Here is a 24,362-nt window from a genome sequence, read left to right as displayed (position 1 = left end):
CTCCCCGAACCCGTCATCACAGGTTCTGGCTGATGTATTGCAGCATCTGGTCGGCGGTGGAGATGACCTTGGAGTTCATCTCGTAGGCGCGCTGGGTAGTGATCATGTTCACCAGCTCCTCGACCACGCTGACGTTGGAGTTCTCCAGGGTGTTCTGCAGCACGGTACCCAGGCCGTTCTCACCGGGGTTGCCGACCTGGGGAGCGCCACTGGAGGCGGTCTCCAGGAACAGGTTGCCTCCAATGGCCTGCAGTCCGGCCGGGTTGATGAAGTCGGCGGTCTGGATGACGCCCAGCTGCTGTACGCCCGGGTCACCGAATACCGAGATGGATACGGTGCCGTCCTCACCAACGGTAAAGGTCTGCACATCCTGCGGCAGCTCGATGCCCGGCTCCAGGGGGTAGCCGTTGGAGGTGACGATCCGGCCATCGGCATCCAGATGGAAGCTGCCATCACGGGTGTAACCGATGTTGCCGTCGGGCATCAGGATCTGGAAGAAGCCGCGGCCGTTGATGGCCATGTCCAGCGGCTGCTCGGTGGTCTGCAGGGTGCCGGCAGTGAAGATCTTCTGGGTCCCGGCCACACGCACACCGGTACCCAGCTGCAGACCCGAAGGCAACTGGGTGTCCTGGGTACTCTGGGCACCGGGCTGGCGCTTGATCTGATACAGCAGGTCCTCGAACTCGGGCCGGTCACGCTTGAAGCCGGTAGTGGACACGTTGGCCAGGTTGTTGGAAATGGTGGTGAGCATGGTGTCCTGGGCGGACAGTCCGGTCTTGCTTACCCAAAGTGCTGCGTGCATGTGCTGTCTCCTTGCCTGTCAGTGGCCTGACCCGGCTGATGAAAATCCGCTTAGCTGATCTGCAGAAGCTTGTTGGTGGACTGGGCGTTCTCTTCCGCGGTGCGCATCATCTTGACGTGCAGTTCGAACTGCCGCGCCAGTGACAGCATGGCGGTCATCTCCTCTACCGCATTGACGTTGCTGCCTTCCAGAAAACCGGTGACCAGGGTCACGGCCCCGTCCGCCGGCTGGGCCAGACCGTCCTCGGTGCGCATGAGGCCGTCGGCGCCCTTGATCATGCGCTGCTCCGGGCGTACCAGCTTGATCCGGTCCACCTCGGCCAGTACCGCCGGCGCCTCGCCCTGGGCTCGGAAACTGATGGTGCCGTCGGTGCCGATCTCAACCTTGTCCGCCGGCGGCAATGCAATGGGACCGGCATTGCCCAGCACCGGCAGGCCGCTGCTGGTACGCAGCACGCCGAACAGGTCGATCTGCAGACTACCCGCCCGGGTGTAGGCCTCGCTGCCATCCGGCGCCTGCACGGCAATCCAGCCTTCGCCATTGATGGCAACGTCCAGATCTCGCCCGGTTTCCTGAAGCGTGCCGGCCGACAGGTCAGTGCCGGGACGTTCGGTCATGGCATAGACCCGCGTCGGAAAACTGTCGCCGAACACCGGCATGGAACGCGCCTGCTCGAAATCCCGGCGGAAGCCGGTGGTGGCCACGTTCGCCAGATTGTTGGCGTGGGCACGCTGGGCCAGCATGTTCTGGCTGGCTCCGCTCATGGAAATGAAGAGTGATTTGTCCATGCTGTAACTCCGCTCCGGCAATCCCTGACGGAAATCTGCCGCATCTGATTTTCCTTGCAGATAACCAAGCAGAGATCGTGCCAACAGCCGGAGGGAGCCAACAGAGACGTCAAATCAATGAGTTAGGAGCCGGTAGAGCGTCAGAAGCGGCAATAGCGGCAAGGTCATTGCCGCTATTGCCGCCCGGGGGAGGGATCAGCGCAGGTTGATGATGGTCTGGGTTACCGCATCTTCGGTCTGGATGGTCTTGGCATTGGCCTGGTAGTTGCGCTGGGCAACGATCAGGTTGATCAGCATCTCCGACAGATCGACGTTGGACTGCTCCAGAGCGCCGGACTGCACCAGTCCCAGGGTTCCGCTGCCGGGGGCTCCGACCACGGGCTCCCCGGAGGCGCTGGACTGGGCCCAGGCGGTATCACCCAGGGGCACCAGCCCCTGCTGGTTGGCGAAGGTAGCCAGTACCAGCTGGCCCTGGGTCCTGGTCTGACCGTTGGTATAACGCGCCACCAGCATGCCGCGATCATCAATCTCCAGACCTGCCAGCTCACCGGTGGTGAAGCCATCCTGCACCACCGAGGTGACTCCGAAGGTGGAGGCGTACTGGGAAGACCCGGTCAGGTTCAGGGTGAATGCCTGCACCTGTGCACCTGCCGGCTGACCGTTGGCATCCAGAGGGGTCCAACCGGCAATCTCGTTGATCTGGCCACCGACCAGCACACCGTCATTGTTGAACACCAGTTCCCGCGGTGTGCTGGTGAAAGCGGGATCCGTCGCCAGCACACCGTCCAGATTGCGACCATCGATCAGGATGTGCATATCCCAGGTGTTGGCGTCGGTCTTGACGAAGTACTTGGACATGACGTGGGAGTTGCCCAGGCTGTCGTACACGGTGACGGAAGTCGAGCTGTTGTAGGTGGAAGAGTCCGCGGGATCGAACTGCGCGCGCGAAGCCTGGGTAGCCGCGACAACGGCCTCGGCGGAAGCCACCTGCGCACCTGCCGCCTCCGCTGCCGCAGTGGCAGCCTCTATCTCGGCAGGGGTAGGGTTCAGCGGATCGGCGGCACCGGCTATGGCAGTCGCGTAGGCGTCGTCATAGGCGGTCTGGTAGGCGGTAGCATAAGCGGCGTCATAGGCGGCCTGGGCACCTGCCGGGCGCACGCTGGTGGAGTTCAGGTTCAGCGTGGAGCTGACCGCGCTGGTCGGGTTCGGGTTGGCCGCCTTGGTGTCGACCCGCAGGTCCGTGGGCACCCCTTCATTGATGCGCCCGGTCACGGCGTTGACGCCATAGCCCTGCAACCGTTCGCCCTGGTTGTTGACGATGAAGCCTTCGCGATCGGTACCAAAGTAGCCGGCACGGGTGTAGCTCAGCGCCCCGTTCTTGCTGGTGACAAAGAAGCCGTTGCCGTTGATGGCCAGGTCCAGGCTGTTCTCGGTGTAGTTGATATTGCCCTGGGTAAAGATCTGCGCCACGTTGTTGAGCACCACACCACTGCCCTGGGCATTTGTTCCGGTTCCCAGAATCGAGGCGGCGTAGACATCACCGAACTCGGCCCGTGCAGCCTTGAAGCCGACGGTGCTGGCGTTGGCGATGTTGTTACCGGTGATATTCAGATCGGAAGATGCCGCCCGGATACCACTGAGGCCAATATTGAATGACATGATCAGACTCCTGTTTCGTACTCTACGGACGACGTTTTATTTACCAATAGTGAAAACATCCGACAGGCCGATACTGCCCAGACCTGCCAGGTTGAGAACCATTTCCCCGCCTTTACCCACGCCCAGCGAGACGCTGTCCACGTTGGCTGGTAACAGGGTGGCCAGCTGTACTGGCTCGCCGTCGATGCTGGCCTGCGCCTCGAAGCGGTATTTGCCGGCCGGCAAGGGATTGCCGCTGGCATCCTGACCGTCCCAGGCGAAGTCGCGGATTCCGGTTTCCTGGGCCCCGAGGTTGATGGTAGCCACCATGCTGCCAGCCTCGTCATAGACGTTGACCAGCACCATCTGGCTGGGCTGGGGCAGCACCAACTGGCCGGTAAAGCCTTCGGCCGGATCAACCATGGCCCGGTCACTGGGAAATACCACGGTGCGCCCGACCATGGAGGAGGCCTGCAGGGCCTGGGAAGACTGGAAGCTGCTGGCCATGGCATCGATACTGCTGTTCATCTTCTCGATGCCTTCGACGGTGCTGAACTGGGCCAGCTGGGCAATGAACTCGCCGTTTTCCTGGGGCGCCAGCGGGTCCTGGTTGTTCAACTGGGCTACCAGAAGCTGCAGGAACTCGTTCTTGCCCAGCTCGTTACCCTTGGCAAAGCGCCCCTGATCCACCTGGTACTGGTCAAGCACACTGCTGCCGACACTGATGCTCATTCCCTGCTCTCCTATTGTCCGAGGGTCAGCACGCGCTGCAGCATGCTCTTGGCGGTATTCATGATTTCCACGTTGGTCTGATAGGCGCGGGAAGCGGCCATCATGTTGGCCATTTCCTCGACCACGTTGACGTTGGGGTAAAACACATAGCCTTCTTCGTTGGCCATGGGATGGTCAGGTTCATAGCGGGCCTGCAGCTCGGCATCCGACTCCACCACACCGAGCACGCTGACGCCCTGCCCGGCCTGATCCTCCGGAGCGAACAGGGAACCGCCAAGCGATTGCTGCTGCTCGTTGAACAGGGTGGCGAACACGGCCTGACGCGCGCGATAGGTCTGATCGATGCTGCTGGACACGGTGTCGGCGTTGGCTATGTTGCTGGCCACCGCGTTCAGGCGCACCGACTGGGCGTTCATGCCGGAACCGGCAATATCGAAGATTCGGTCAAGGGACATGGTCAATCTCCCCGCAGGGCCGTCATCAGCCCTTTGAACTTGCTGTTGAGGAAGGTGAAGCTGGCCTGGAAGTCGATGGCATTTTCCGTGTATCTGGCCTGCTCGGCCTGGACCTCCACGGTGTTGCCATCGATCGACGGCTGATGCGGTGTGCGATAGCGCAAACCTGCCGCCTGATCGATCAGACTCTGGGCGGGAATGTGATTGGCATGGGTGCGTTGCAGCGACACGGTGCTGTTCGCCCCGCTCTGCTGAGCCTCCAGTACGCTGGCAAAGTCCAGATCCCGGGCCTTGTAGTTGGGCGTATCGGCATTGGCAATATTGTTGGCCAGCACCGCGGCACGCTCGGCACGGAAAGCCAACGCTTGCTCATGCAATCCCAGGGCGCGGTCAAAACTCAAACTCATGGTGGCAATCCTCACATCGGCCAGGGCCAGTGTTCTATCGCCAAGTACACAGCAATACCTGTGCCACCATAGAAATCTCTTTGATTTTCAATTGGATAGCGAATAAATCAGGACAGGGAGCGGCAAGGGATTTCCGCCGGGCGGCAAGGCTGCCGCACTCATCGGCAAACCTTGCTGTACGCTGCCGCCGGCAGGGAACGGAGAGGAAAGGGTGTCTTCAGCGGGCCTGGTAGACGATACCCGGGTTGCACTGGACCATGGAATACAGATCGGGCAACCCATTCAGCGCTTCGGAGGCGCCCAGCATCAGATAACCGCCGGGGCGCAGGGTGGCATGAATGCGCCGTAATATGTCCTTCTTCACATCGGCCGAGAAGTAGATGAGGACATTGCGGCAGAACACGATATCGAAGCGCCCCAGGACGCTGTAGCTGTCCAGCAGATTGAGCTGGCGAAACTCCACCCGACTGCGGATGGCCGGCTTGACGGTCCACTCCCCCGGACCGGTCTCATCAAAGTAACGGTCCCGGCGCTCGCGGGACAGGCCCCGGGCCATGGCCAGGCTGTCATAGCAGCCGGCACGGGCGGCATTGAGCATGCCGGCCGAGATCTCACTGGCAACGATCTGCACCCCGCCGCGCAGACGTCCGGGATTGGCGCGCTCGAACTCGTCGACGGCCATGCTCAGCGAATAGGGCTCCTGCCCCGAGGAGCACGCGGCCGACCAGATCCGCAACCGCCCGTTGGGGTTGCTGGCAAGAAACTCGGGAATCAGCCGTGACTTGAGCAGCTCGAAAGGGTAACCGTCGCGAAACCACAGGGTTTCGTTGGTGGTCATGGCATCCACCACCATCTCGCGCAGGCCGGACGCGGGCTGCTGCTGTACCTGACGTACCAACTCCCCCAGACTGCGGATACCGCGCTGGGTCAGCAGACGACCGAGACGACTGGTCACCAGATACTGCTTGTTGTCCCCCAGCACGATGCCGCAGGTGCGCTCCAGGTAATCCCGGAACAGGTCGAAGTCCGGATCATTTGCCGACACGCATCAACTCCAGACCCGTGAAATCATATTCAAGCATGTTCAACTCCGGCTCCACGCATCCGCGCGAGCACCCTGTCGGCCAGTTCGTCGGGGCTGAACTTGGCCAGGAAATCGTCCGCCCCCACCTTGCGCACCATGGCCTGATTGAACACACCGGACAGGGAGGTGTGCAGCATCACGTGCAGATCCTTCAGCCGGGGGTCACTGCGCACCTCGGCGGTGAGAGTGTAGCCATCCATCTCCGGCATTTCGATGTCGGAGATCATCATCAGCAGATCCTCGGTGACATCTCTGCCCTGGTCCGCCTGTTCCTTGAGCCAGTCCAGCGCCTGACGTCCATCATTGAGGGCAAAGACCTCGATGCCGAGCGATTCCATGCAGCGGATGATCTGCCGCCGCGCCACTGAGGAATCGTCCACGACCAGAATGCGGCTGCCGGTAGCCTCCGGCATCGCCTCGGTGGTGGTTGCCTGCTGCGGCAGGGCCTCGTCCCCGGCCAGCACCTCGGCCAGAACCTTCTCCACATCGATGATTTCCACCATCTGGTCTTCCACCCGGGTAACCGCGGTCAGGTAGTGGTCGCGACCGGTCCCCTTTGGCGGTGGATGTACGTCACTCCAGTTCAGGTTGACGATGCGCTCCACCGCCCGCACCAGAAATCCCTGAACCCGGTTGTTGTATTCAGTGATGATGACGAAGGCCGTGGACAGGTCTTCCAGCGCCCGGCCACCGGTAGCCCGCCCCAGATCAATGATCGGCAGCGTTCCGCCGCGGATGTGCGCCACGCCGCGGACAATGGGATTGAGCCTGGGTAGCAGCGTCAGTCGAGGGCATTGCAGTACTTCCTTGACCTTGAACACATTGATGCCATACAGCTGCCGCCCGTTCAGGCGAAACAGCAGCAGCTCGAGTCGGTTCTGTCCTACCAACTGGGTGCGCTGATCCACTGAGGCCATTATGCCAGCCATGAAACTACTCCTTCTTTAATGGAAGCGCAGACGGCATGATCCTTGCTTGCATCCATCAGACACTTTGGGACGCCGGCGATTTGACACACATCGCACGATCGAGGTTGGATTATATGCAGTTTCGGGCACCTTTTATCCGGCTGATTATAGCCATTACCCTCACGGGCTGTGGCAGCCTGCACGCCAATCCGCTTATCGACCAGCTTATCGGCACCACCACCGCATATCTTGAGGATCAGGTTGCGCTTCATCTGGCCGCCAGCAGCCAACCGGCCCGGCATGAGATCAGCGTCAACCGCCTGGACCCCAGGCTGCGTCTGCCGCTGTGCCCGGCGGACGCGATCAGCGCCCAGCTCGAAAGCCCGGAGATCCCCGTCGGCCGGGTCACGGTCCGGGTCAGCTGCGACAGCAGCCAGGTACAATGGCGCCTGTTTGTGCCCGCCCAGGTGGACCTCTTCCAGTCGGTAGTGGTACTCACCCGACCACTCGCCCGTCACGCCATCCTCGGCCCGGAGGACATTACACTGCGCGAGCGCAATATCGGCCAGATCAGCGGAGGTTACCTGCTGCAACCTGAACAGGCTATCGGCATGCGCCTGCGACGCCCGGTACAGGCCGACAACGTGCTCAGCCCCCAGCAGCTGGAACAGGATGAGACGGTCAAGCGCGGCGACCGGGTGGTCATCACCGCAGCCAACAGCCGGGTCGCCGTGCGCATGCCCGGTGAAGCACTGGAAAGCGGTGGCACCGGCGCGCAGATCCGGGTGCGCAACACCCGTTCCGACCGTGTCGTGCGCGCCCGGATAGTCGGGCCCGGTCAGGTGGAAGTCCACATGTAGTGCCCCTCCCGCGGAAGCTATACTTGCCAGCCTGCCATCCATTGGGCAACACTGTGAGGCAGATCACATATCCAACCCTGAATCTTTCAGGAAAAGCCTAAAGTTTACGGCCCCGCGGCCGTTACAGAGGCCGATGAAGCATTCAGGCTGAGGACATACACATGGTCATCGATTTCAACCCGGGCACCAACGGCGCCTCACGCAGCAGCCAGAGCAGTGCTACTGCCGGCAAGCGCGAGGTCACTGCCGATCGCCCGGCCGGCACCCAGAATACCGGTCAGCCGGCAACCGGCGACGCCGAGGTCCGTCTGAGCAATCAGGCCCAGCAGCTGCAGGCGATAGAAGAGCGTCTGCGTGAGCTGCCGGAAGTAGACACTGCGCGCGTGGAGCGGATCAAGCAGGCCATTGCCGACGGCAGCTACCAGCCGGACAGTCGCCGCATTGCCGACAAGCTGATCGACCTGGAATCCTGAGTGACGGCCGGCGCCCCACTGGTGGAGAGTGAAGGATGCGGCAACTGAGCGAGCTGTTCGCGAGGGCTACAACCCTGTGCCAGCAGTTCACCGACCTGCTCGACAGGGAGAAGCAGGCCCTGCTCGATCAGGACATGACGGCGTTGCAGGGGCTGCTCGACGAGAAGTCTGCGGCAATGGCTGCGCTCAATGAGGTGCACGCCGAGATGACTGCGCAGTTGCAGGCAGCCGGCATGCCCGAGGATCTCAGCCCCGGGGATTTCATCCGCGGTCTGGGCGACGACCAGCTGTCCCGGCAGCATGCCGATTTCCTCGACGCAGCCAGGGCCTGCGAGGAAGCCAATCTGCGTAATGCACGCCTGATCCGCCACAGCCAGCACATCAACAGCAACCTGCTGGACCTGCTGCGCAACCAGGGGGAAACCAGCCTGAATGTGTATGATCGCCTCGGCAATGCCAACCGCGCACGCCCGGGACGACCGATCAGCCGCGCCTGATATATGATCGCTGTCACCGGTCAGGAATTACGGATGAGAAGCTGACGTGTCAATGCTCCTAGAACAGGGTCTCGGCCCGCAGCCCCCCAGGGAAGTCACCGCACCGCTGGAGATCCAGTCACTGCTCAAGGCATTGCACGCCGCGAGAACGCCGCTGGAGGTCCGTTTCGAGGAACGGGCCCAGACCTTCCAGAGTTATCTGGTCGAACTCGATACCGCCAGCGGCATGTTGTATATCGACGAGCTCATCCCCTCCGTCGGTGACAAGTGGATGACCCAGGGCGAGAGTTTCCGTGTCGATGCGTGGCTCGACGGCGTTCACCTGCGCTGGCAGCACAGCGACGCCGCGCAGGTCGAACTGGATGACGGCGCTCCGGCCTTCAGCCTCCCCTTCCCGACGCAGCTGACCTATCACCAGCGCCGCGGCGCCTACCGGGCAACGGTACAGCGCAGCATCGACACCCGCCTCGAGCTTGTGCACAGCGCCGACAAGCGCGCATTCGCCGGCGAACTCCTCGACATCTCCGTTACCGGCTGCAAGCTGCGCCTGGCCGGCAACCAGCTTCAGGCGCTGCAACCGGGCGAGCGCTACGAGCGCAGCCAGTTGCAACTGGAGGACAGTCCCTTGCTGGACGTGGCGGTGGAGATCCGCCATCGCACCTACCATGAGGCCGGCGATGAAACCCATGTGGGCCTGCACTTCCACCAGCCGCCGGCGGTCACCCAGCGCCACATCGAGCGCTTCGTAACCCAGTTGCAGCGCGAAGCGCGGCGCCAGGCGCGCGAAGACCTGTTCTGATCGCACGTGCCGGCCAGGGCTCCCTCAGCCCGGCCGGTGCTCCTCTTCATCCTGATCCCCGGCCGGTTCCTGGTCGGCCTCATCCACCATCTGCTCCATCACCACCTGCTCGTCCACCCGCGGGTCTATCGCCGCCGCCAGCGGAGAGCTCGCCAGGTTACCCGCCGCCGGCATGAACTGGATGGGCGCCTCTTCCACCAGATTCTCCCCGGTGACCCGTTCCGGGCGCACGAACACCACCAGCAGCAGACTGCAGCAGGCCATGAACACGTACAGCATGCCGGGCCCGCCCAGCTGCATGAGCACCGAGCCGAGCAGCGGACCGGTACTGGCACCGACACCGAAGGTGACCAGCAGGGTCGCCGCCAGCTGCACCCGCCGCTCCTGATCGACGTGGTCATTGGCCAATGCCACCGCCAGCGGATACAGCGTGAACGCCAGCAGGCCGAACAGGGTAGTCAGCCACATGAGGACCCCAGGCAGAGAAATCAGGGCTATCAGCAGGGACACCGTGGTCAGGATGATGGCATTCACCTGGATCATGCGGCTGCGGTCAAAGCGGTCGGACAGCCAGCCGGCCGGCCCCTGCGCGAAGAGCCCCGCACCGATGGTGACCGCCATGAAGACGCCGACCAGATGGGTATCCAGGCCCGACGCGGCCGCATAGGTCGGCGCCAGTCCGTAGAAGGAACCGAGCAGCAGCCCGGCCACACCTATGGTGCTCAACGCCTGGGGGATGCGTTTGATGAAATGGCGGATCTCCAGGGGGGCGGGATGCAGCGGCGCCGGGTGTATACGGCGGGTTACCGCCACCGGCACCAGGCACAGGGAGAAACACATCGCCACCAGAATCACGTGCCGGAAGCTCAGCTCGGGCATCCAGGTCAGGATCAGTTGCCCCAATCCCAGCCCGAGAAAGGTCACCAGCATGTAGCCCGCAAACACGGTGCCGCGCTGGTGGGACTCGGCCTGTTCGTTCAGCCAGCTCTCCAGCACCATGTACTGGCACATCATCGCCACCCCTACCAGCCAGCGCAGCGCCAGCCAGACTTCCACGCTGGAGGTCAGCGCATGGCCAAGTACCGACGCCGTCACCACACCGGCACTGGCGACGAAGGCGCGGATATGGCCGACCCGGGCGATGAGCCGGTGCCCCACGCTGGCACCCATGACCAGCCCCACGTAATAGCCGGTCATCAACAGTCCTATCCAGACCGCGTTGACCCCTTCGGCGGCCAGACGAAGGCCCAGATAGGTACTGAGAAGGCCGCTGCCGATCAGCATCAGCAACGTGGAGAAATAGAGCGAGGAGAACGAAGAAAGGGTACTGGGCAACGGTGCCTCCCGAAAACGTACAGCAGGTTGGCTGAAGGGTTGATCAATGGCCGCGTCCCTGCTGGCCAGAACAAGCATAGCAGCCGTTTGCCCACAAACGAAAAAGGCAGCCCCAGGGCTGCCTTCTCCGGATCACGCCGTTGTCAGGCCGGCGGCGCGGCAGGCGGCGTCACCGAGGCGGAAAACCAGCCGGCCTGGAGGCCGAACAGGGCCAGCCCCAGTACCACCACCAGCAACAGCAGCCAAGGCCATACCGGCCTGCGGGCGGCATAGGGATCGCGCAGGGAACGGGCCGACCCACCGGGCAGAGTGGCCAGCTGGGTAAGCGCGGTGCCGAAGGCGATGTTGATCCGTGCCTGACTGTTGACTGCCCAGCCGTTGGCATCAAGGATCGGACCCAGGTTGCGCCGGCGCAGCTTGAACCAGGCCATCAGCATCGACGGACCGGAAATGGCCAGCAGCACACCCACCACCACCAGAGGCCACTGCCACCACTGCAACGACATCAGTCCGCTGAAGATGGCAGCCAGGGCGGCGCCCAGCGCGCCGACCGCCAGACCGATGGCGGCAAAGATCCCGGCAAACTTGGCAATGTCGAAGGTCTTGGAGGCGGCACTGGCTTCCGCCGGCGCGGTTGCACTGGTGCCGACCTGGGCGGCTGCGTTGTTGACCAGGGCGTCATCCCGGCTGGCGGCGAATTTCTGGATCTGGTCGGACACCAGCTTGGAGACCCGCCGGTAGGGTGACCAGAAGGCTTCCCGTACGCTGATGGCGCTCTGCACCACCTTGACCACGGTGGCGTCCCAGTCGTTGCCATCGCGATCATAGAACAGGCCGTTGCGTCCCACCGCCAGCTCGCTCTGCTCACCCGCGGTGACCGCTGCCACTATGTTCAGCGTCTCCCGGTCCCTGACCGGCTGGCCGCGACGGGTACAGGCGCAATACAGCAGGAAACTCTCGCTGTTGGCGGCCACTGCACTGTGGGCATCCACATCGCCCACTTCCACCACGAGATCGCAGCTGCGGCCATCGATGTACAGCCGGCCGGCCTGGAAGATGGCCTTTTCCCGACGCCAGTAGAAATTCTGGAAGGACACGAAGTTGCGCAGCAGGGTTACCAGCCCCCGTTGCAGACGCAGCAACTTGTCCAGATCCACCAGACCACCGGCAGCCTCGGCCACTTCCAGGTCCCTGGCCACCAGTTCCAGCAGGCGCGGCTGCACGCCCTGCTCCACCAGCTCGACAACGCGCTCCACACTCAGGACCTCGAGAATGCGCACCTGGGGCTTGGCTGCCTGCCAGGCAAAATAGTCATCGCTGCGCGCGGTCAGCTCCTGCCACTGGCTGCGGGTGATGGACTCCACATCGCCCAGCACCGGACGCACCACATGCTCGCGCAGAGCCTGCATAGCCGGTCGCCAGGCAGGGTTTATGCCCTGCTGCAGCGGCAGGCTCTCGCCGTACTGCAGGCTGGCCAGGGGCAGATCGGCAATCTGGCTGGCATCGGCCAGGTTCAGGGCAGACAGGCGTGTCAGCTCGGCCTCATCGGCATTCATGATGCTGGCCGCCCGCGGGTCGAAGGCCGCCATCTCCACCCGGGTGAAGTAATCATCGATCTTGTCGCGCAGTGCACTGATGGCAGCAACCGCCTGCTCCTCGTCCGGACCAAGCGACTGCACGCCGTGCTGCGCACCGCCCTGTTGCCACTCCTGCACCTGGCGGGCCTGATCGAAGAACTCGTTGATCAGTGCTTCGGAGACGGCAGGCTCTCCACTGCGATCCTGCTCGCCACCCAGACAGCTGATGATATCGGCAATGACCGCCTGCAGCCCGGCGTCACTGGTCAGGCTGGCCGGCACCAGACCGTCGCCGTTGGTCTCACCCGGCGGGAACAGCGCTGCCAGGTCATCGGTATCCGCCGCTGTCAGCCCCTGCTCGGGGTCACGGCCCAGCACCTTCAGCAACCGCTGCGCTGCGGAGGCAAGACGGTGGCCATCCGCCGTGTCAGGGAAGGACGCCAGCGTCAGGGGCTCTTCCCGGAACAGGCTCTGGGGATCGGCCAGATGGGCCAGGGTCCAGTCCACCGCGTCCAGGATCTCCGGCGCACGGATCCGCCCATCGCCGTTGGTATCTATATAGGCCAGCATGCGCTGGTCCAGTTCGAGATTGCGGGTGGGACAGGCCAGCGCGGCCCACAGCTTCTGGTCCAGACCACGCAATGCAGCCAGGTCTTCCGGAGTTTCCAGTTGCACCTGGTCGAAACCGCCGGCACGGAAGAATTTCCAACGATGAGTGGATAGAACGCCCATAACATTCCCTTCATATTCAGGACGAGAGATAAACCGCTGTATTCTGGCAGCAAACCCGGATTGCGGCGAGAGGTCCGAACAAGTTTAGCGAAGGTTTCGCGCTGCGCCCGAAGCAAAACGCAACGGCGGCATGGGGAGGACATGGGGAGGAAATGGTGCGCAAGCCCGGATTCGAACCGGGGACCTATCGCTTAGGAGGCGATTGCTCTATCCAGCTGAGCTACAAGCGCACGGAAATGCAGGTTTCAGCGTGGCGGATATTACCTGATTACAGGAATACTTGACCACCTTGACAAATGCTGCCAAAGTTCGATCTCAAATGGCCAGCGTCGGAAAGTCGTCACCTTGTGGACGTATTTCCGGCACTTCGGGAGCGGACGCAGGAAGATCGGGCATTGAATTTGAGCAAAATGCCTTTATCCGTTGTCCATGTCACGGGCTCGTGGGTCATCTGCCAGCCCAACGACACGGCAGCTTGGATGGCAGGAAGCCATAGGGTTCCAACTGGCCGGGATCGATTCATCAGCTAAAAGCGATATTTTTGCCCATGAAAACTGCACTTCAGCACTACACCAGCCGCACCGCCGACAAGTTTGTCGTTCGACTGCCCGAAGGCATGCGAGACCGCATAGCAGAAGTTGCCAAGCAACATCACCGCAGCATGAACTCCGAGATCATTGCCCGTCTGGAGCACAGTCTGCTGGACCTGCCGAGCCTGCCCGAGTACCCCTCTCGCCAAGCGCTCAACGATCAGCAAGTCGATGCACTGAATCAACCCGAGCGTGAACTGCTGCTGCGCTTCCGTGAAATGAGCCGTCGCCAGCAGAACGCCCTGCTTGCCCTGCTGGCCGCCGAACAGGCCTGATCGGCAGACAGCCCCGGCCCCCAGCGGGGACCGGAAATGAAAGAGCCCGCCAGGGTTACCTGGCGGGCTCTTCCGTTTCCGCAAAGCGGATATCAGCTGACGAAGGCCAGCAGGATACCAGCGGCGACCGCAGAGCCGATCACACCCGCCACGTTCGGACCCATGGCGTGCATCAGCAGGAAGTTCTGCGGGTTGGATTCCAGCCCCACCCTGTTCGAAACCCGCGCCGCCATCGGTACCGCAGACACACCGGCCGACCCGATCAAGGGGTTGATCTTGTGCTGGCTGAGCAGGTTCATCAGCTTGGCCATCAGTACGCCCGCAGCGGTCCCCATGCAGAAGGCGACCATGCCCAGCACCAGAATCCCCAGGGTGGTCAGCTGCAGGAAGGCACCGGCAGACAGCTTGGAGCCCACCGCCAGCCCCAGGGCAATGGTGACGATGTTGATCAGGGCATTACGACTGGTGTCAGCCAGGCGCTCGACCACACCACACTCGCGCATCAGGTTGCCGAAGCAGAACATGCCCACCAGCGGTGCCGCATCCGGCAGCAGCAGGGAGATCAGCAACAGCAGCACCAGCGGGAAGATGATCTTCTCGGTCTTGCTCACGGTGCGCAGCTGGGTCATGACGATGCTCCGCTCCTGCTCCGTGGTCAGTGCACGCATGATCGGCGGCTGGATCAAGGGCACCAGTGCCATGTAGGAGTAGGCCGCCACGGCAATGGGCCCCAGCAGATCCGGTGCCAGCTTGGAGGTGACGAAGATCGAGGTGGGCCCATCCGCCCCGCCGATGATGGCGATCGACGCCGCCTCGCGCAGGGTGAAGTCGAACCCGGGAACGCCCCAGGCCGTCAGCGCCAGCGCACCGAGCAGGGTGCCGAAGATACCGAACTGGGCGGCCGCCCCCAGCAGCAGGGTACGCGGGTTGGCCAGCATCGGACCGAAGTCCGTCATGGCACCCACGCCCATGAAGATCAGCAGGGGGAACACGCTGGTCGGGATACCGACGTCATAGATCAGCTTGAGCAGCCCGCCCGCCTCGGCCATGCCGGCCACCGGCAGGTTGGCCAGTACGCCACCAAACCCGATGGGAATCAGCAGCAGCGGCTCGAAGCCCTTGCGGATAGCCAGGTAGATCAGCGCCAGGCAGACCAGGATCATCAGCACCTGACCAGGTGCAATGTGGAACAGACCTGTGGTCTGCCACAAGAGTGCCAGCTTTTCCATGGAGCTCTCCTCAGCCTATGGTCACCAGGGTATCGCCCACGGACACGGCATCACCGGCCTTGACTGCGACAGATCCGATGACCCCGGCGCGCTTGGCACGGACCTCGGTTTCCATCTTCATGGCTTCCAGGATGAGGATCAGCTGCCCCTCCTCGACATGGTCGCCGGGGCTGACCAGCACCTTGAAGATGTTACCGGCCAGCGGTGCGGCCTGAGGCTCACCTTCCCCAGCCGGTGCCGACGCGGGGGCTGCTGCAGCACTGCTGCCGGCGCCACCGAGCGGCTTGATGCCACTGATATCGCCACCCTCGGACACCTGAACCACGAAATCACGGCCATTGACCGATACGGTGTAGACTTCCGGACCCTCGGCAGGCGCGGCCACCTTCTCCCGACCGGTGGGCACAGGCTCGAAGGCCGCGGGATTGCCACGATTCTCCAGAAACTTGAGGCCGATCTGCGGGAACAGGGCGTAGGTCAGCACGTCGTCGATCTCGTTGGCGCCGAGCTGGATGCCCTTCTCCGCGGCCAACTCGCGCAGCTCCTCGGTCAGACGATCCATTTCGGGCTCCAGCAGATCCGCCGGACGACAGGTGATGGCTTCGCCACCATCCAGCACCCGGGCCTGCAGGGCAGCATTGAAGGGCGCAGGAGCAGCCCCGTATTCGCCCTTCAGCACGCCGGCTGTTTCCTTGGTGATGGACTTGTAGCGCTCGCCGGTGAGGACGTTCAGTACCGCCTGGGTACCGACGATCTGCGAGGTGGGCGTCACCAGCGGGATGAAACCCAGATCCTCGCGCACCCGCGGAATTTCCTCGAGCACCTGGTCGAACTTGTCCTCGGCGCCCTGCTCCTTGAGCTGGCTTTCCATGTTGGTCAGCATGCCGCCGGGGACCTGGGCGACCAGAATGCGGGCATCCACACCCTTGAGGTTACCCTCGAACTTGGCGTATTTCTTGCGCACCTCGCGGAAGTAGGCCGCGACCTCCTCCAGCAGATTGAGGTCCAGTCCGGTATCGCGCGGCGTGTTCTGGAACATCGCCACGATGGATTCGGTCGGCGAATGACCATAGGTCATCGACATGGAGGAAATGGCGGTATCCACGTTGTCGATGCCCGCCTCGGCCGCCTTGAGGATGGCTGCCGAAGACAGGCCGGCAGTAGCATGGCACTGCATGTGGATCGGAATGCTCAGGGTCTGCTTGAGCCGGGAGACCAGCTCGAAGGCCACATAGGGGGTGAGAATACCGGCCATATCCTTGATGGCGAGTGAATCGGCGCCCATATCCTCGATACGCCTTGCCAGATCCACCCACATGTCCAGGGTATGTACCGGACTGGTGGTATAGGAGATGGTGCCCTGGGCGTGCTTGCCGACCTGGTGTACCGCCTTGAGTGCGGTCTCCAGGTTGCGCGGATCGTTCATCGCATCGAAGACACGGAAGACATCCACACCATTGACGGCGGCACGCTCGACGAACTTCTCCACCACATCGTCCGCGTAATGACGGTAGCCAAGCAGGTTCTGCCCACGCAGCAGCATCTGCTGGCGGGTATTGGGCATGGCCTTCTTCAGTTCGCGGATGCGCTCCCAGGGATCCTCGCCCAGATAGCGGATGCAGGCGTCGAAGGTAGCTCCCCCCCAGGATTCGACGGACCAGAACCCGACCCGATCAAGCTTGTCAGCGATCGGCAGCATGTCCTCGAGGCGCATGCGGGTGGCCAGAATGGATTGGTGCGCGTCGCGCAGGATGACATCGGTGATACCCAGGGCACCGGATTGCAAGTCACTCATGTAGGTCAGACCTTATTGTTTATCTTGTCTTTTGCGTTATGCGCAGAATCGGTCAGGCTGCGCGACGGGAGCGATGCTGGCGTATCGCGGCAGTGATGACCGCCAGCATCTCGGGATCAACAGCCGGCTCGCTTGCGGGCGCCTTGCGGACCGGCGCAGCAGCAACCGGCGCCTGCTCCGGAAAGAAACGCGATACCAGCCAGGACATGAGATTGGTGCAGCCGACCAGCAGGATGAGGAACAGGAATACCGCCCCCACTCCGACGAACATCAGCTCCACCCCCTCCATCAGCAACTCATTGGACGTCATTCGTTATTTCCCCCTTGGTCAGGTATCCGGATCCTGATGAGCCGGTTGAATGTACCTGTGCTCGGGCTTCCAATCAATCACAAAGCGGGGGCAGAGGCTCATTCCATTGCGCACCGGAGGCACCGCCGGGCCACGGGCGGTCTGCTCCAGAGCCCTTCCCTGCACCCGATGCGCGAACTCCAGGCGAAAAAAAACCCACTGAAAATTCAGTGGGTTTCCTGTATGGCGCACTCGGGAGGATTCGAACCTCCGACCGCTCGGTTCGTAGCCGAGTACTCTATCCAGCTGAGCTACGAGTGCGTTGTGGGTGCGTATTATAGAGCGTTCTATCTGCCTGTCAACCTGTTTTTTCTTTTTAATTCAAGAAATTACCTGTTGACAACTCTACAATACAAAAGTGGCGGAGAGGGAGGGATTCGAACCCTCGACACCCTTTTGAGGTGTACTCCCTTAGCAGGGGAGCGCCTTCGGCCTCTCGGCCACCTCTCCGTAACACGCGCAGAATATTAACCGTGCCGCTGCGCTAATGCAATGAAAAATTTAAGAAAATTAGGTATTTGATGACTCATCCTTTTCTTTCTGGATGCGCTGGTAGATTTCCTCGCGGTGAACCGCCACTTCTTTCGGAGCGTTGACGCCGATTCGGACCTGATTGCCCTTCACACCCAGCACAGTTACCGTTACTTCATCACCTACCATCAGGGTTTCACCCACCCTGCGAGTCAGAATAAGCATTCCATTTCTCCTTGCTCATTTAATCAGGACACAGTCCGAATAACCCGGGCCCTTGTATTGGCCGTCACGTTCGCCTAAGTGTGACCACAACCTTGCCCGGGCGTTCGATTGGATGAACCTTTTAATGCCCTGGCCAGAGGCAGACGCTGCTGCGCCCGCCCCATTTTCGCCCGAAACGACGTCCCTTACTCGGTAACCTGCTCCGAGGGCGCATCCAGCTCGAAGGCCGAATGCAGACTGCGGACTGCCAGCTCCAGGTACTTCTCATCGATCACCACGGAGATCTTGATCTCCGAGGTAGAGATCATCAGGATGTTGATGCCATGCTTGGCCAGCGCCTCGAACATCTTGCTCGCCACACCGGCATGGGAGCGCATCCCGACCCCGACAATGGAGACCTTGGCAATGCCGCTGTCGCCTGCGACCTCGCGAGCACCGATCTCCGCCGCTACCCTGCGCAGTATCTCTTCGGTACGACGCTGGTCACTGCGGTTGACGGTGAAGGTGAAATCGGTGGTGTGATCCTGTGCCACGTTCTGCACGATCATGTCGATCTCGATGTTCGCCGCACTGACCGGCCCCAGAATCTTGTATGCCACGCCGGGAGTGTCCGGCACACCACGAATGGTCAGTTTGGCTTCATCACGGTTGAATGCAATGCCGGAGATGACGGGCTGTTCCATTGAAAGCTCTTCCTCAAGGGTAATCAGGGTCCCGGGACCCTCTTTGAAACTGTGCAGCACACGCAGTGGCACGTTGTATTTGCCGGCGAACTCCACCGCCCGGATCTGCAATACCTTGGAGCCGAGACTGGCCATCTCGAGCATTTCCTCGAAGGTGATCTTGTCCAGCCGGCGGGCGCTGTCTACCACCCGGGGGTCGGTGGTGTAGACGCCATCCACATCAGTATAGATCTGACACTCATCTGCTTTCAGCGCAGCGGCCAGCGCCACCGCGGTAGTATCGGAGCCGCCCCGGCCCAGAGTGGTGATATTGCCGTTGTCATCCATACCCTGGAAACCGGCGACAATGGCTACCTTGCCGCTGTCCAGCGCATCGCGCAGCTTGCCATCATCAATATGCTGGATACGCGCCTTGCCGAAGGCGTTGTCGGTACCGATGCGCACCTGGGGTCCGGTAAAGGACACGGCCGGCACCCCAATGGCCTTCAGCGCCATGGCCAGCAGACCTATGGTCACCTGCTCACCGGTAGACAGGATCACATCGAGCTCCCGGGGATCCGGATCCTCGCTGATATCCCTGGCCAGCGCGATCAGCCGGTTGGTTTCGCCACTCATGGCGGAGACCACGACCACCAGCCCGTGCCCTTCGGCTCTGAACTTCCTGATTTTCTCGGCTACCTGGGTAATGCGTTCCACACTGCCCACCGAGGTACCACCAAACTTCTGGACAATAAGTGCCATTTGTTGCACCAACCCCCATGCCGTAATCGGTTGCCCGATTTGTTGCGTCCGCCCTCAGGGCCGACCCCTCAAATTCCTACTGCTGTGCCACCCACTCGGCCGCGCTGTTCAGCGCTGCGTCCAAGGCGGCAACGTCGGTGCCACCACCCTGCGCCATGTCCGGGCGACCGCCGCCCTTGCCGCCGACGGCCTGGGCAGTCTGGCGAATCAGATCGCCGGCCTTGACCCGACCGGTCAGGTCACCGGTGACACCGGCTACCAGCACCACCTTGCCGTCCAGTTCGCCACCCAGCAGGATGACCGCCGAACCCAGCTTGTTCTTCAGCTGATCGATCAGTGCCAGCAGACCCTTGCCGTCGACACCGTCGACGCGCTTGATCAGCACCCGCATGCCATTGATCTCGCGGGCTTCGCCGGCCATGTCGCTGCCGGCAGCGCTGGCGGCCCTGGCCTTGAGCTGCTGCACTTCCTTCTCCAACTGCTGGGTGCGCTCCAGCGCCGCCGACAGCTTGCCGAGCAGGTTCTCCCGGTTGCCACGCAGCAGTTGCGCGGCCTGACGCAGCTGATCCTCGGCCTCATTCACCCAGGCCATGGCTGCCGCACCGGTGACCGCCTCGATCCGGCGCACCCCGGAAGCAATACCGCCTTCGCTGATGATCTTGAACAGACCGATGTCCCCGGTGCGGCTGACGTGGGTGCCACCGCAGAGCTCGACGGAGAAGCCGCCTCCCATGGTCAGCACGCGCACCTGGTCACCATATTTCTCACCGAACAGGGCCATGGCGCCCTTGGCCTTGGCGGTCTCGATATCGGTCACCTCGATCTCCACCGCCGAGTTGGCGCGGATCTGTTCGTTGACCAGCTGCTCCAGCTCGCGCAGCTGCTCGGGACGGATGGCCTCGAAATGACTGAAGTCGAAGCGCAGGCGCTGGCTGTCAACCAGCGAGCCCTTCTGCTGAACGTGTTCGCCGAGTATCTGGCGCAGGGCAGCGTGCAGCAGGTGGGTCGCCGAGTGGTTGGCCTTGGTTGCATCGCGGATGCTGTCATCCACCACCGCCTTGACGCTGGTACCTACCGCCAGACTGCCGCTGGTTACCACACCATGGTGCAGGTGGGCGCCGCCGGCCTTGGTGGTGTCGCGTACATCGAAGCGCACCCCGGCGCTGCTCAGATAGCCGCTGTCGCCGACCTGCCCGCCGGATTCGGCGTAGAAGGGGGTCTGGTCCAGTACCACCACACCCTTTTCGCCCTCGGCCAGACTGTCTACCGCCTGACCATCGCGGAACAGCGCGACGATCTGCGCGGCGCCGCTGGTGCTGGTGTAACCCTCGAACCGGGTGTCGGCATCGACCTTGACCAGCTGGTTGTAATCCAGCCCGAACTGGCTCGCAGCCCGGGCACGCTCGCGCTGGGCCTCCATGGCGGCTTCAAAGCCGGCTTCGTCGATGGTCAGCCCGCGCTCGCGGGCGATGTCCCCGGTCAGGTCCATCGGGAAGCCGTAGGTGTCATACAGCTTGAAGACGATGTCCCCGGGAATCTCGCTGCCCTTGAGCTCGGCCAGATCCTGCTCGAGGATCCGCAGGCCCTGCTCCAGGGTACGGGCGAACTGCTCTTCCTCGGTCTTGAGCACCCGCTCGATATGCACCTGCTGCGCCTTCAGCTCGGGGAAGGCCTCGCCCATCTCCGCGACCAGCGTCGGCACTATGCGGTGGAAGAAGGTCTCGGTCGCACCCAGCTTGTTACCGTGACGGCAGGCCCGGCGGATGATGCGGCGCAGCACGTAGCCACGGCCTTCGTTCGATGGCAGCACGCCGTCGGCAATCAGGAAGCTGCAGGAGCGGATATGGTCGGCCACCACCTTCAGCGAAGCCTGGTTCTCCTGGGCGCAGCCGATGGCCTCGGCGGCGCCCTTGAGCAGATTCTGGAACAGGTCGATCTCGTAGTTGGAGTTCACATGCTGCATCACCGCGCTGATGCGCTCCAGGCCCATGCCGGTATCCACGCTCGGGGCAGGCAGGGGATGCAACACACCATCGGCGGTGCGGTTGAACTGCATGAAGACGTTGTTCCAGATCTCGATATAGCGATCGCCGTCCTCTTCCGGGCTGCCCGGAGGGCCGCCCCAGATATGTTCGCCGTGATCATAGAAGATCTCGGTGCAGGGACCACAGGGACCGGTATCACCCATGGCCCAGAAGTTGTCCGAGGCGTAGGGCGCACCCTTGTTGTCACCGATGCGCACCATGCGCTCGGCGGGTACACCGATCTCCTTCGTCCAGATGTCATAGGCCTCGTCATCACTGGCATAGACGGTGACCCAGAGCTTCTCGGCAGGCAGATTCAGCCATTTGTCCGAGGTCAGAAACTCCCAGGCATAGTGAATGGCATCACGCTTGAAGTAATCACCGAAGCTGAAGTTGCCCAGCATCTCGAAGAAGGTATGGTGCCGTGCGGTGTAGCCCACATTCTCCAGGTCATTGTGCTTGCCGCCGGCACGCACGCACTTCTGGCTGCTGACCGCCCGGGTATAGGCGCGTTTTTCCAGTCCAAGGAAGCAGTCCTTGAACTGGTTCATGCCCGCATTGGTGAACAGCAGGGTCGGGTCATCGGCCGGCACCAGCGAACTGGAGGCGACTCGGGTATGGCCCTTCTCTTCAAAGAAGCGAAGGAAAGCTTCACGGATCTCAGCGCTTTTCATAGGTCCCTTACCACGGATCAGGTCAGCCGGGCTCACGCCGGGCAAAGTGAGTCATTATATAGGCATAGCCGCAGGGCATGCATTACCTGCGGGATCAGATAGTTCTATCGTGGCGATTGAGTCTGCCGATCAACTCAACCGGCCACCGGTCCGGCATAGGGGTCCACGTCGGCGACCCCACCCAGCAGTGGGACGGCCCGCACCGGCGTACCGGCCCGCAGGCGCAGACGTTCAGCCGTCTCGGCGGCAACCACCAGGGTTCCGGCAGCAAGGCGCCCCGGTGCGGCGGTGATGCGGCAATCGGCCCGCCCACGGTTGTGGATCAGATAGGTCTGCGCCTCGTCTCCGGGCGTGCCTATGGCCAGCAGCAGCGTCTGGCTGTCGCGGATGCTGCGGATGTGATTGAAGGGCGCCTCTATGGTGACGCCGCCGTCGAAGATATCGATGTACCCCTGATCCTGCAGCCCCTCCTCCAGCAGCATCACCAGCGCCGGCTCGGAAACCGGATGCACCCGGCCCATGGCCGCGCGCGCCGCCTCACTGAGAAAACACGCATACAGCGGAAACTTCGGCATCATCTCGGCGATGAAGGACTTGCTGCCGGTGCCTGTCAGGTAATCCGCCCGGGCAAAGTCCATACGAAAGAAGTGCCGGCCCAGACTGTCCCAGAACGGAGAACGACCCTCGGCATCGGACAGGCCACGCATCTCGGCTATGACCCTGGGGGCAAAGTCGGCAGCGAACTCGGCCATATGGATGAAGCGCGCCCGCGACAGCAGCCGACCATTGAGACTGTGCCGATACGGCGGACTCAGAAACAGCGAGCACAGGGCAGAGGCACCGGTCAGATCATTGGTCAGAAACAGCGTCGGTTGCTGGCGGTACACGTTGAGTTCACGGCTGGCGGTGACCGTCAGCCCGCGACGATAACTGTACCAGGGCTCACGCAGACCCGCCGCCGCCAGCACACCGCTGGTACCGATCACCTGGCCCGAGGCATCCTCCAGCACGAACAGGTAATCCGCGTCGGCCATCGGCAGGGTACCGGCAAAGCTCGCCTCCACCGTCTGCAGTCGTCGTTCCAGACGCTCCTCACTGGCGGGCAGACTGGTCAGACCCGACCCGGCCTCCAGAGCCAGCTGCAGCAGCGCCGGCAGATCCGCAACAGTTGCCGCCCGTACCAGCATGCTCAGGCCCCTCCGATCAGTCTGAGACTGTCACCCTCGGTGACATTCAGCAGTTGCGCCAGCTGCGCATCCAGAATTACCGGCTCACCGGGGTTCCAGGCCAGCGGGATGAGACAGGCACGAAAGTCCCTGACCTTCTCGTTGGCCACCAGCCAGCTGCCGGTCGGCTCCAGGGGCTGGCCGATCCGGACACTGGTCACCTGGCTGGCGCGTACCGTGTGAAGCTCGGCCGTGCGCGCCTGTACCACGGGGCCACCGTCGAAGATATCGATGTAGTTGTCGCTTTCGAAGCCTTCATCCATGAGGATGTCATAGACCATCTGCGAGGCAGGCCGCACCTGACCGATCACTTCCTGGGCCGAATCCGGCAGCATGGGCACGTACAGGGGGTAGCCCGGCAGCAGTTCGGCCAGCACGCTGCGACCCAGGCTGCTGCCCAGGCGCTCCGCCTCGGCGTAGTCCACATCGAAGAAATGTCGACATACGCCATCCCAGAACGGCGAGTTGCCTTGCTCGTCGCTGATGCCCGAGATCTCCACCGCTATCGAGTCGGCAAAGCGCTGAGGATGGGAGGCGGCGAACAGCAGCCGGCCACAGGCGTTGAGCTTGAGCGAGTCGTGGCTGCGCCAACGCGGATCCATGTAGAAGCCGGTCAGCAGGCTGTGGCCTGTCAGGTCATGACACAGCGACAGTACATGGATGCGGTTGTGCAGGCCCAGCTCGCGGGAGGCGTGAACGAACATCTCGTTGCGGAAGGTGTAGAACGGCTGGCTGAAGCCGGCAGCGGAGATGATGCTGCTGCAGCCGACCAGGGTGCCGCTGTCCACATCCTCGAGCACGAAGAAATAACGCTCGTCGCCGGTGAAGACCACATCCTCATCCATCGCCGCTTCGGTACCCTCGATGATCACCGACAGGCGCTCGCGGTCGGCCGGCAGGGAGGTGATCCCTACCGGGCTGGCGATCGCCAGCCGCTCGATTTCGGGTAGATCCGCCAGGGTACACAGGCGCTGGATGAGCATGGTCGCCTCC

General features: G+C 62.5%; 23 protein-coding genes and 3 tRNA genes. 5 read left to right on the top strand and 21 right to left on the bottom strand.

The genetic code is table 11. The features are described from left to right. Window positions 1-16 precede the first annotated feature (16 nt). The 8 genes from flgG to VF673_RS00945 form a co-directional block, all read right to left on the bottom strand. Complete coding sequence (gene flgG, locus VF673_RS00980) at window positions 17-802, bottom strand: flagellar basal-body rod protein FlgG (RefSeq protein WP_090537897.1); 786 nt, start codon at window positions 800-802, stop codon at window positions 17-19. Window positions 803-852: 50 nt separating this feature from the next. Next, entirely contained in the window at window positions 853-1,590 is a 738-nt protein-coding gene (gene flgF, locus VF673_RS00975) for a flagellar basal-body rod protein FlgF (RefSeq protein WP_273127616.1), read from the bottom strand. A gap of 195 nt (window positions 1,591-1,785) precedes the next feature. Then, the gene (locus VF673_RS00970) at window positions 1,786-3,249 is read right to left on the bottom strand and encodes a flagellar hook protein FlgE (protein WP_440290567.1); all 1,464 of its coding nucleotides are present in this window, start codon (window positions 3,247-3,249) and stop codon (window positions 1,786-1,788) included. Window positions 3,250-3,285: 36 nt separating this feature from the next. Then, the gene (gene flgD / locus VF673_RS00965) at window positions 3,286-3,960 is read right to left on the bottom strand and encodes a flagellar hook assembly protein FlgD (RefSeq protein WP_440290566.1); all 675 of its coding nucleotides are present in this window, start codon (window positions 3,958-3,960) and stop codon (window positions 3,286-3,288) included. Between the two features lie 11 nt (window positions 3,961-3,971). Continuing rightward, on the bottom strand, window positions 3,972-4,415 hold the full coding sequence (flgC, locus tag VF673_RS00960; RefSeq protein ID WP_090537905.1) for a flagellar basal body rod protein FlgC: 444 nt from the start codon (window positions 4,413-4,415) through the stop codon (window positions 3,972-3,974). 2 nt (window positions 4,416-4,417) lie between these two features. After that, complete coding sequence (flgB, locus tag VF673_RS00955) at window positions 4,418-4,822, bottom strand: flagellar basal body rod protein FlgB (protein WP_440290565.1); 405 nt, start codon at window positions 4,820-4,822, stop codon at window positions 4,418-4,420. A 217-nt stretch (window positions 4,823-5,039) separates the two neighbouring features. Beyond that, entirely contained in the window at window positions 5,040-5,867 is an 828-nt protein-coding gene (locus VF673_RS00950; protein WP_273126256.1) for a protein-glutamate O-methyltransferase CheR, read from the bottom strand. 29 nt (window positions 5,868-5,896) lie between these two features. Beyond that, window positions 5,897-6,835 carry a chemotaxis protein CheV gene (locus VF673_RS00945; protein ID WP_440290564.1) on the bottom strand — a complete coding sequence of 313 codons (939 nt, stop codon included), beginning with the start codon at window positions 6,833-6,835 and terminating at the stop codon, window positions 5,897-5,899. A 113-nt stretch (window positions 6,836-6,948) separates the two neighbouring features. Between VF673_RS00945 and flgA the strand changes: the two genes are divergently transcribed. The 4 genes from flgA to VF673_RS00925 all read left to right on the top strand — a co-directional run bounded on the left by flgA (window position 6,949) and on the right by VF673_RS00925 (window position 9,443). Next, window positions 6,949-7,674, top strand: coding sequence for a flagellar basal body P-ring formation chaperone FlgA (gene flgA, locus VF673_RS00940; RefSeq protein WP_440290563.1), 726 nt, complete (start codon window positions 6,949-6,951; stop codon window positions 7,672-7,674). 161 nt (window positions 7,675-7,835) lie between these two features. Beyond that, window positions 7,836-8,147 carry a flagellar biosynthesis anti-sigma factor FlgM gene (gene flgM / locus VF673_RS00935; RefSeq protein ID WP_090537915.1) on the top strand — a complete coding sequence of 104 codons (312 nt, stop codon included), beginning with the start codon at window positions 7,836-7,838 and terminating at the stop codon, window positions 8,145-8,147. Between the two features lie 35 nt (window positions 8,148-8,182). After that, complete coding sequence (locus VF673_RS00930) at window positions 8,183-8,644, top strand: flagella synthesis protein FlgN (RefSeq protein WP_440290562.1); 462 nt, start codon at window positions 8,183-8,185, stop codon at window positions 8,642-8,644. 52 nt (window positions 8,645-8,696) lie between these two features. Further along, complete coding sequence (locus VF673_RS00925; protein ID WP_440290878.1) at window positions 8,697-9,443, top strand: flagellar brake protein; 747 nt, start codon at window positions 8,697-8,699, stop codon at window positions 9,441-9,443. 24 nt (window positions 9,444-9,467) lie between these two features. Here VF673_RS00925 and VF673_RS00920 read toward each other — a convergent pair whose 3' ends face one another. The 3 genes from VF673_RS00920 to VF673_RS00910 all read right to left on the bottom strand — a co-directional run bounded on the left by VF673_RS00920 (window position 9,468) and on the right by VF673_RS00910 (window position 13,317). Further along, window positions 9,468-10,778, bottom strand: a complete 1,311-nt coding sequence (locus VF673_RS00920) for an MFS transporter (protein ID WP_440290561.1) — start codon at window positions 10,776-10,778, stop codon at window positions 9,468-9,470. A 143-nt stretch (window positions 10,779-10,921) separates the two neighbouring features. Then, window positions 10,922-13,087 carry a hypothetical protein gene (locus VF673_RS00915; protein WP_440290560.1) on the bottom strand — a complete coding sequence of 722 codons (2,166 nt, stop codon included), beginning with the start codon at window positions 13,085-13,087 and terminating at the stop codon, window positions 10,922-10,924. A gap of 153 nt (window positions 13,088-13,240) precedes the next feature. After that, a tRNA-Arg gene (locus tag VF673_RS00910) sits at window positions 13,241-13,317 on the bottom strand. Between the two features lie 317 nt (window positions 13,318-13,634). Between VF673_RS00910 and VF673_RS00905 the strand changes: the two genes are divergently transcribed. Beyond that, window positions 13,635-13,952 (top strand): Arc family DNA-binding protein, encoded by a 318-nt coding sequence (locus VF673_RS00905; RefSeq protein ID WP_440290559.1) that lies wholly within the window; start codon window positions 13,635-13,637, stop codon window positions 13,950-13,952. 92 nt (window positions 13,953-14,044) lie between these two features. On the opposite strand, the gene VF673_RS00900 is transcribed toward VF673_RS00905, so the two are convergent. The 10 genes from VF673_RS00900 to VF673_RS00855 form a co-directional block, all read right to left on the bottom strand. Next, window positions 14,045-15,181 (bottom strand): sodium ion-translocating decarboxylase subunit beta, encoded by a 1,137-nt coding sequence (locus VF673_RS00900; protein ID WP_440290558.1) that lies wholly within the window; start codon window positions 15,179-15,181, stop codon window positions 14,045-14,047. A 10-nt stretch (window positions 15,182-15,191) separates the two neighbouring features. After that, window positions 15,192-16,976: a sodium-extruding oxaloacetate decarboxylase subunit alpha gene (gene oadA, locus VF673_RS00895; RefSeq protein WP_440290557.1), complete on the bottom strand. Its 1,785-nt coding sequence runs from the start codon at window positions 16,974-16,976 to the stop codon at window positions 15,192-15,194. Between the two features lie 52 nt (window positions 16,977-17,028). Continuing rightward, complete coding sequence (locus VF673_RS00890) at window positions 17,029-17,286, bottom strand: OadG family protein (protein ID WP_440290556.1); 258 nt, start codon at window positions 17,284-17,286, stop codon at window positions 17,029-17,031. A gap of 223 nt (window positions 17,287-17,509) precedes the next feature. Next, window positions 17,510-17,586 (bottom strand) — tRNA-Arg (locus VF673_RS00885). Between the two features lie 98 nt (window positions 17,587-17,684). Continuing rightward, window positions 17,685-17,775, bottom strand: a tRNA-Ser gene (locus VF673_RS00880). A gap of 60 nt (window positions 17,776-17,835) precedes the next feature. Beyond that, window positions 17,836-18,021 (bottom strand): carbon storage regulator CsrA, encoded by a 186-nt coding sequence (csrA, locus tag VF673_RS00875; RefSeq protein ID WP_090537930.1) that lies wholly within the window; start codon window positions 18,019-18,021, stop codon window positions 17,836-17,838. A 185-nt stretch (window positions 18,022-18,206) separates the two neighbouring features. Further along, a complete protein-coding gene (locus tag VF673_RS00870; protein WP_440290555.1) occupies window positions 18,207-19,445 on the bottom strand; it encodes an aspartate kinase in 1,239 nt (412 codons plus the stop codon). A gap of 76 nt (window positions 19,446-19,521) precedes the next feature. After that, window positions 19,522-22,143 carry an alanine--tRNA ligase gene (gene alaS / locus VF673_RS00865; protein ID WP_440290554.1) on the bottom strand — a complete coding sequence of 874 codons (2,622 nt, stop codon included), beginning with the start codon at window positions 22,141-22,143 and terminating at the stop codon, window positions 19,522-19,524. A gap of 134 nt (window positions 22,144-22,277) precedes the next feature. Beyond that, window positions 22,278-23,330: an arginine N-succinyltransferase gene (gene astA / locus VF673_RS00860; protein WP_440290553.1), complete on the bottom strand. Its 1,053-nt coding sequence runs from the start codon at window positions 23,328-23,330 to the stop codon at window positions 22,278-22,280. Window positions 23,331-23,332: 2 nt separating this feature from the next. Then, complete coding sequence (locus VF673_RS00855; RefSeq protein ID WP_440290552.1) at window positions 23,333-24,352, bottom strand: arginine N-succinyltransferase; 1,020 nt, start codon at window positions 24,350-24,352, stop codon at window positions 23,333-23,335. Between the last annotated feature and the right edge of the window lie 10 nt (window positions 24,353-24,362).

The sequence above is a fragment of the Halopseudomonas sp. Lyrl_26 genome (assembly GCF_051948695.1).
Taxonomy (GTDB): Bacteria; Pseudomonadota; Gammaproteobacteria; order Pseudomonadales; family Pseudomonadaceae; genus Halopseudomonas; species Halopseudomonas formosensis.
Note: the sequence above shows the minus strand (reverse complement) of the source record. Positions and strands in the feature narration are given on the sequence as shown.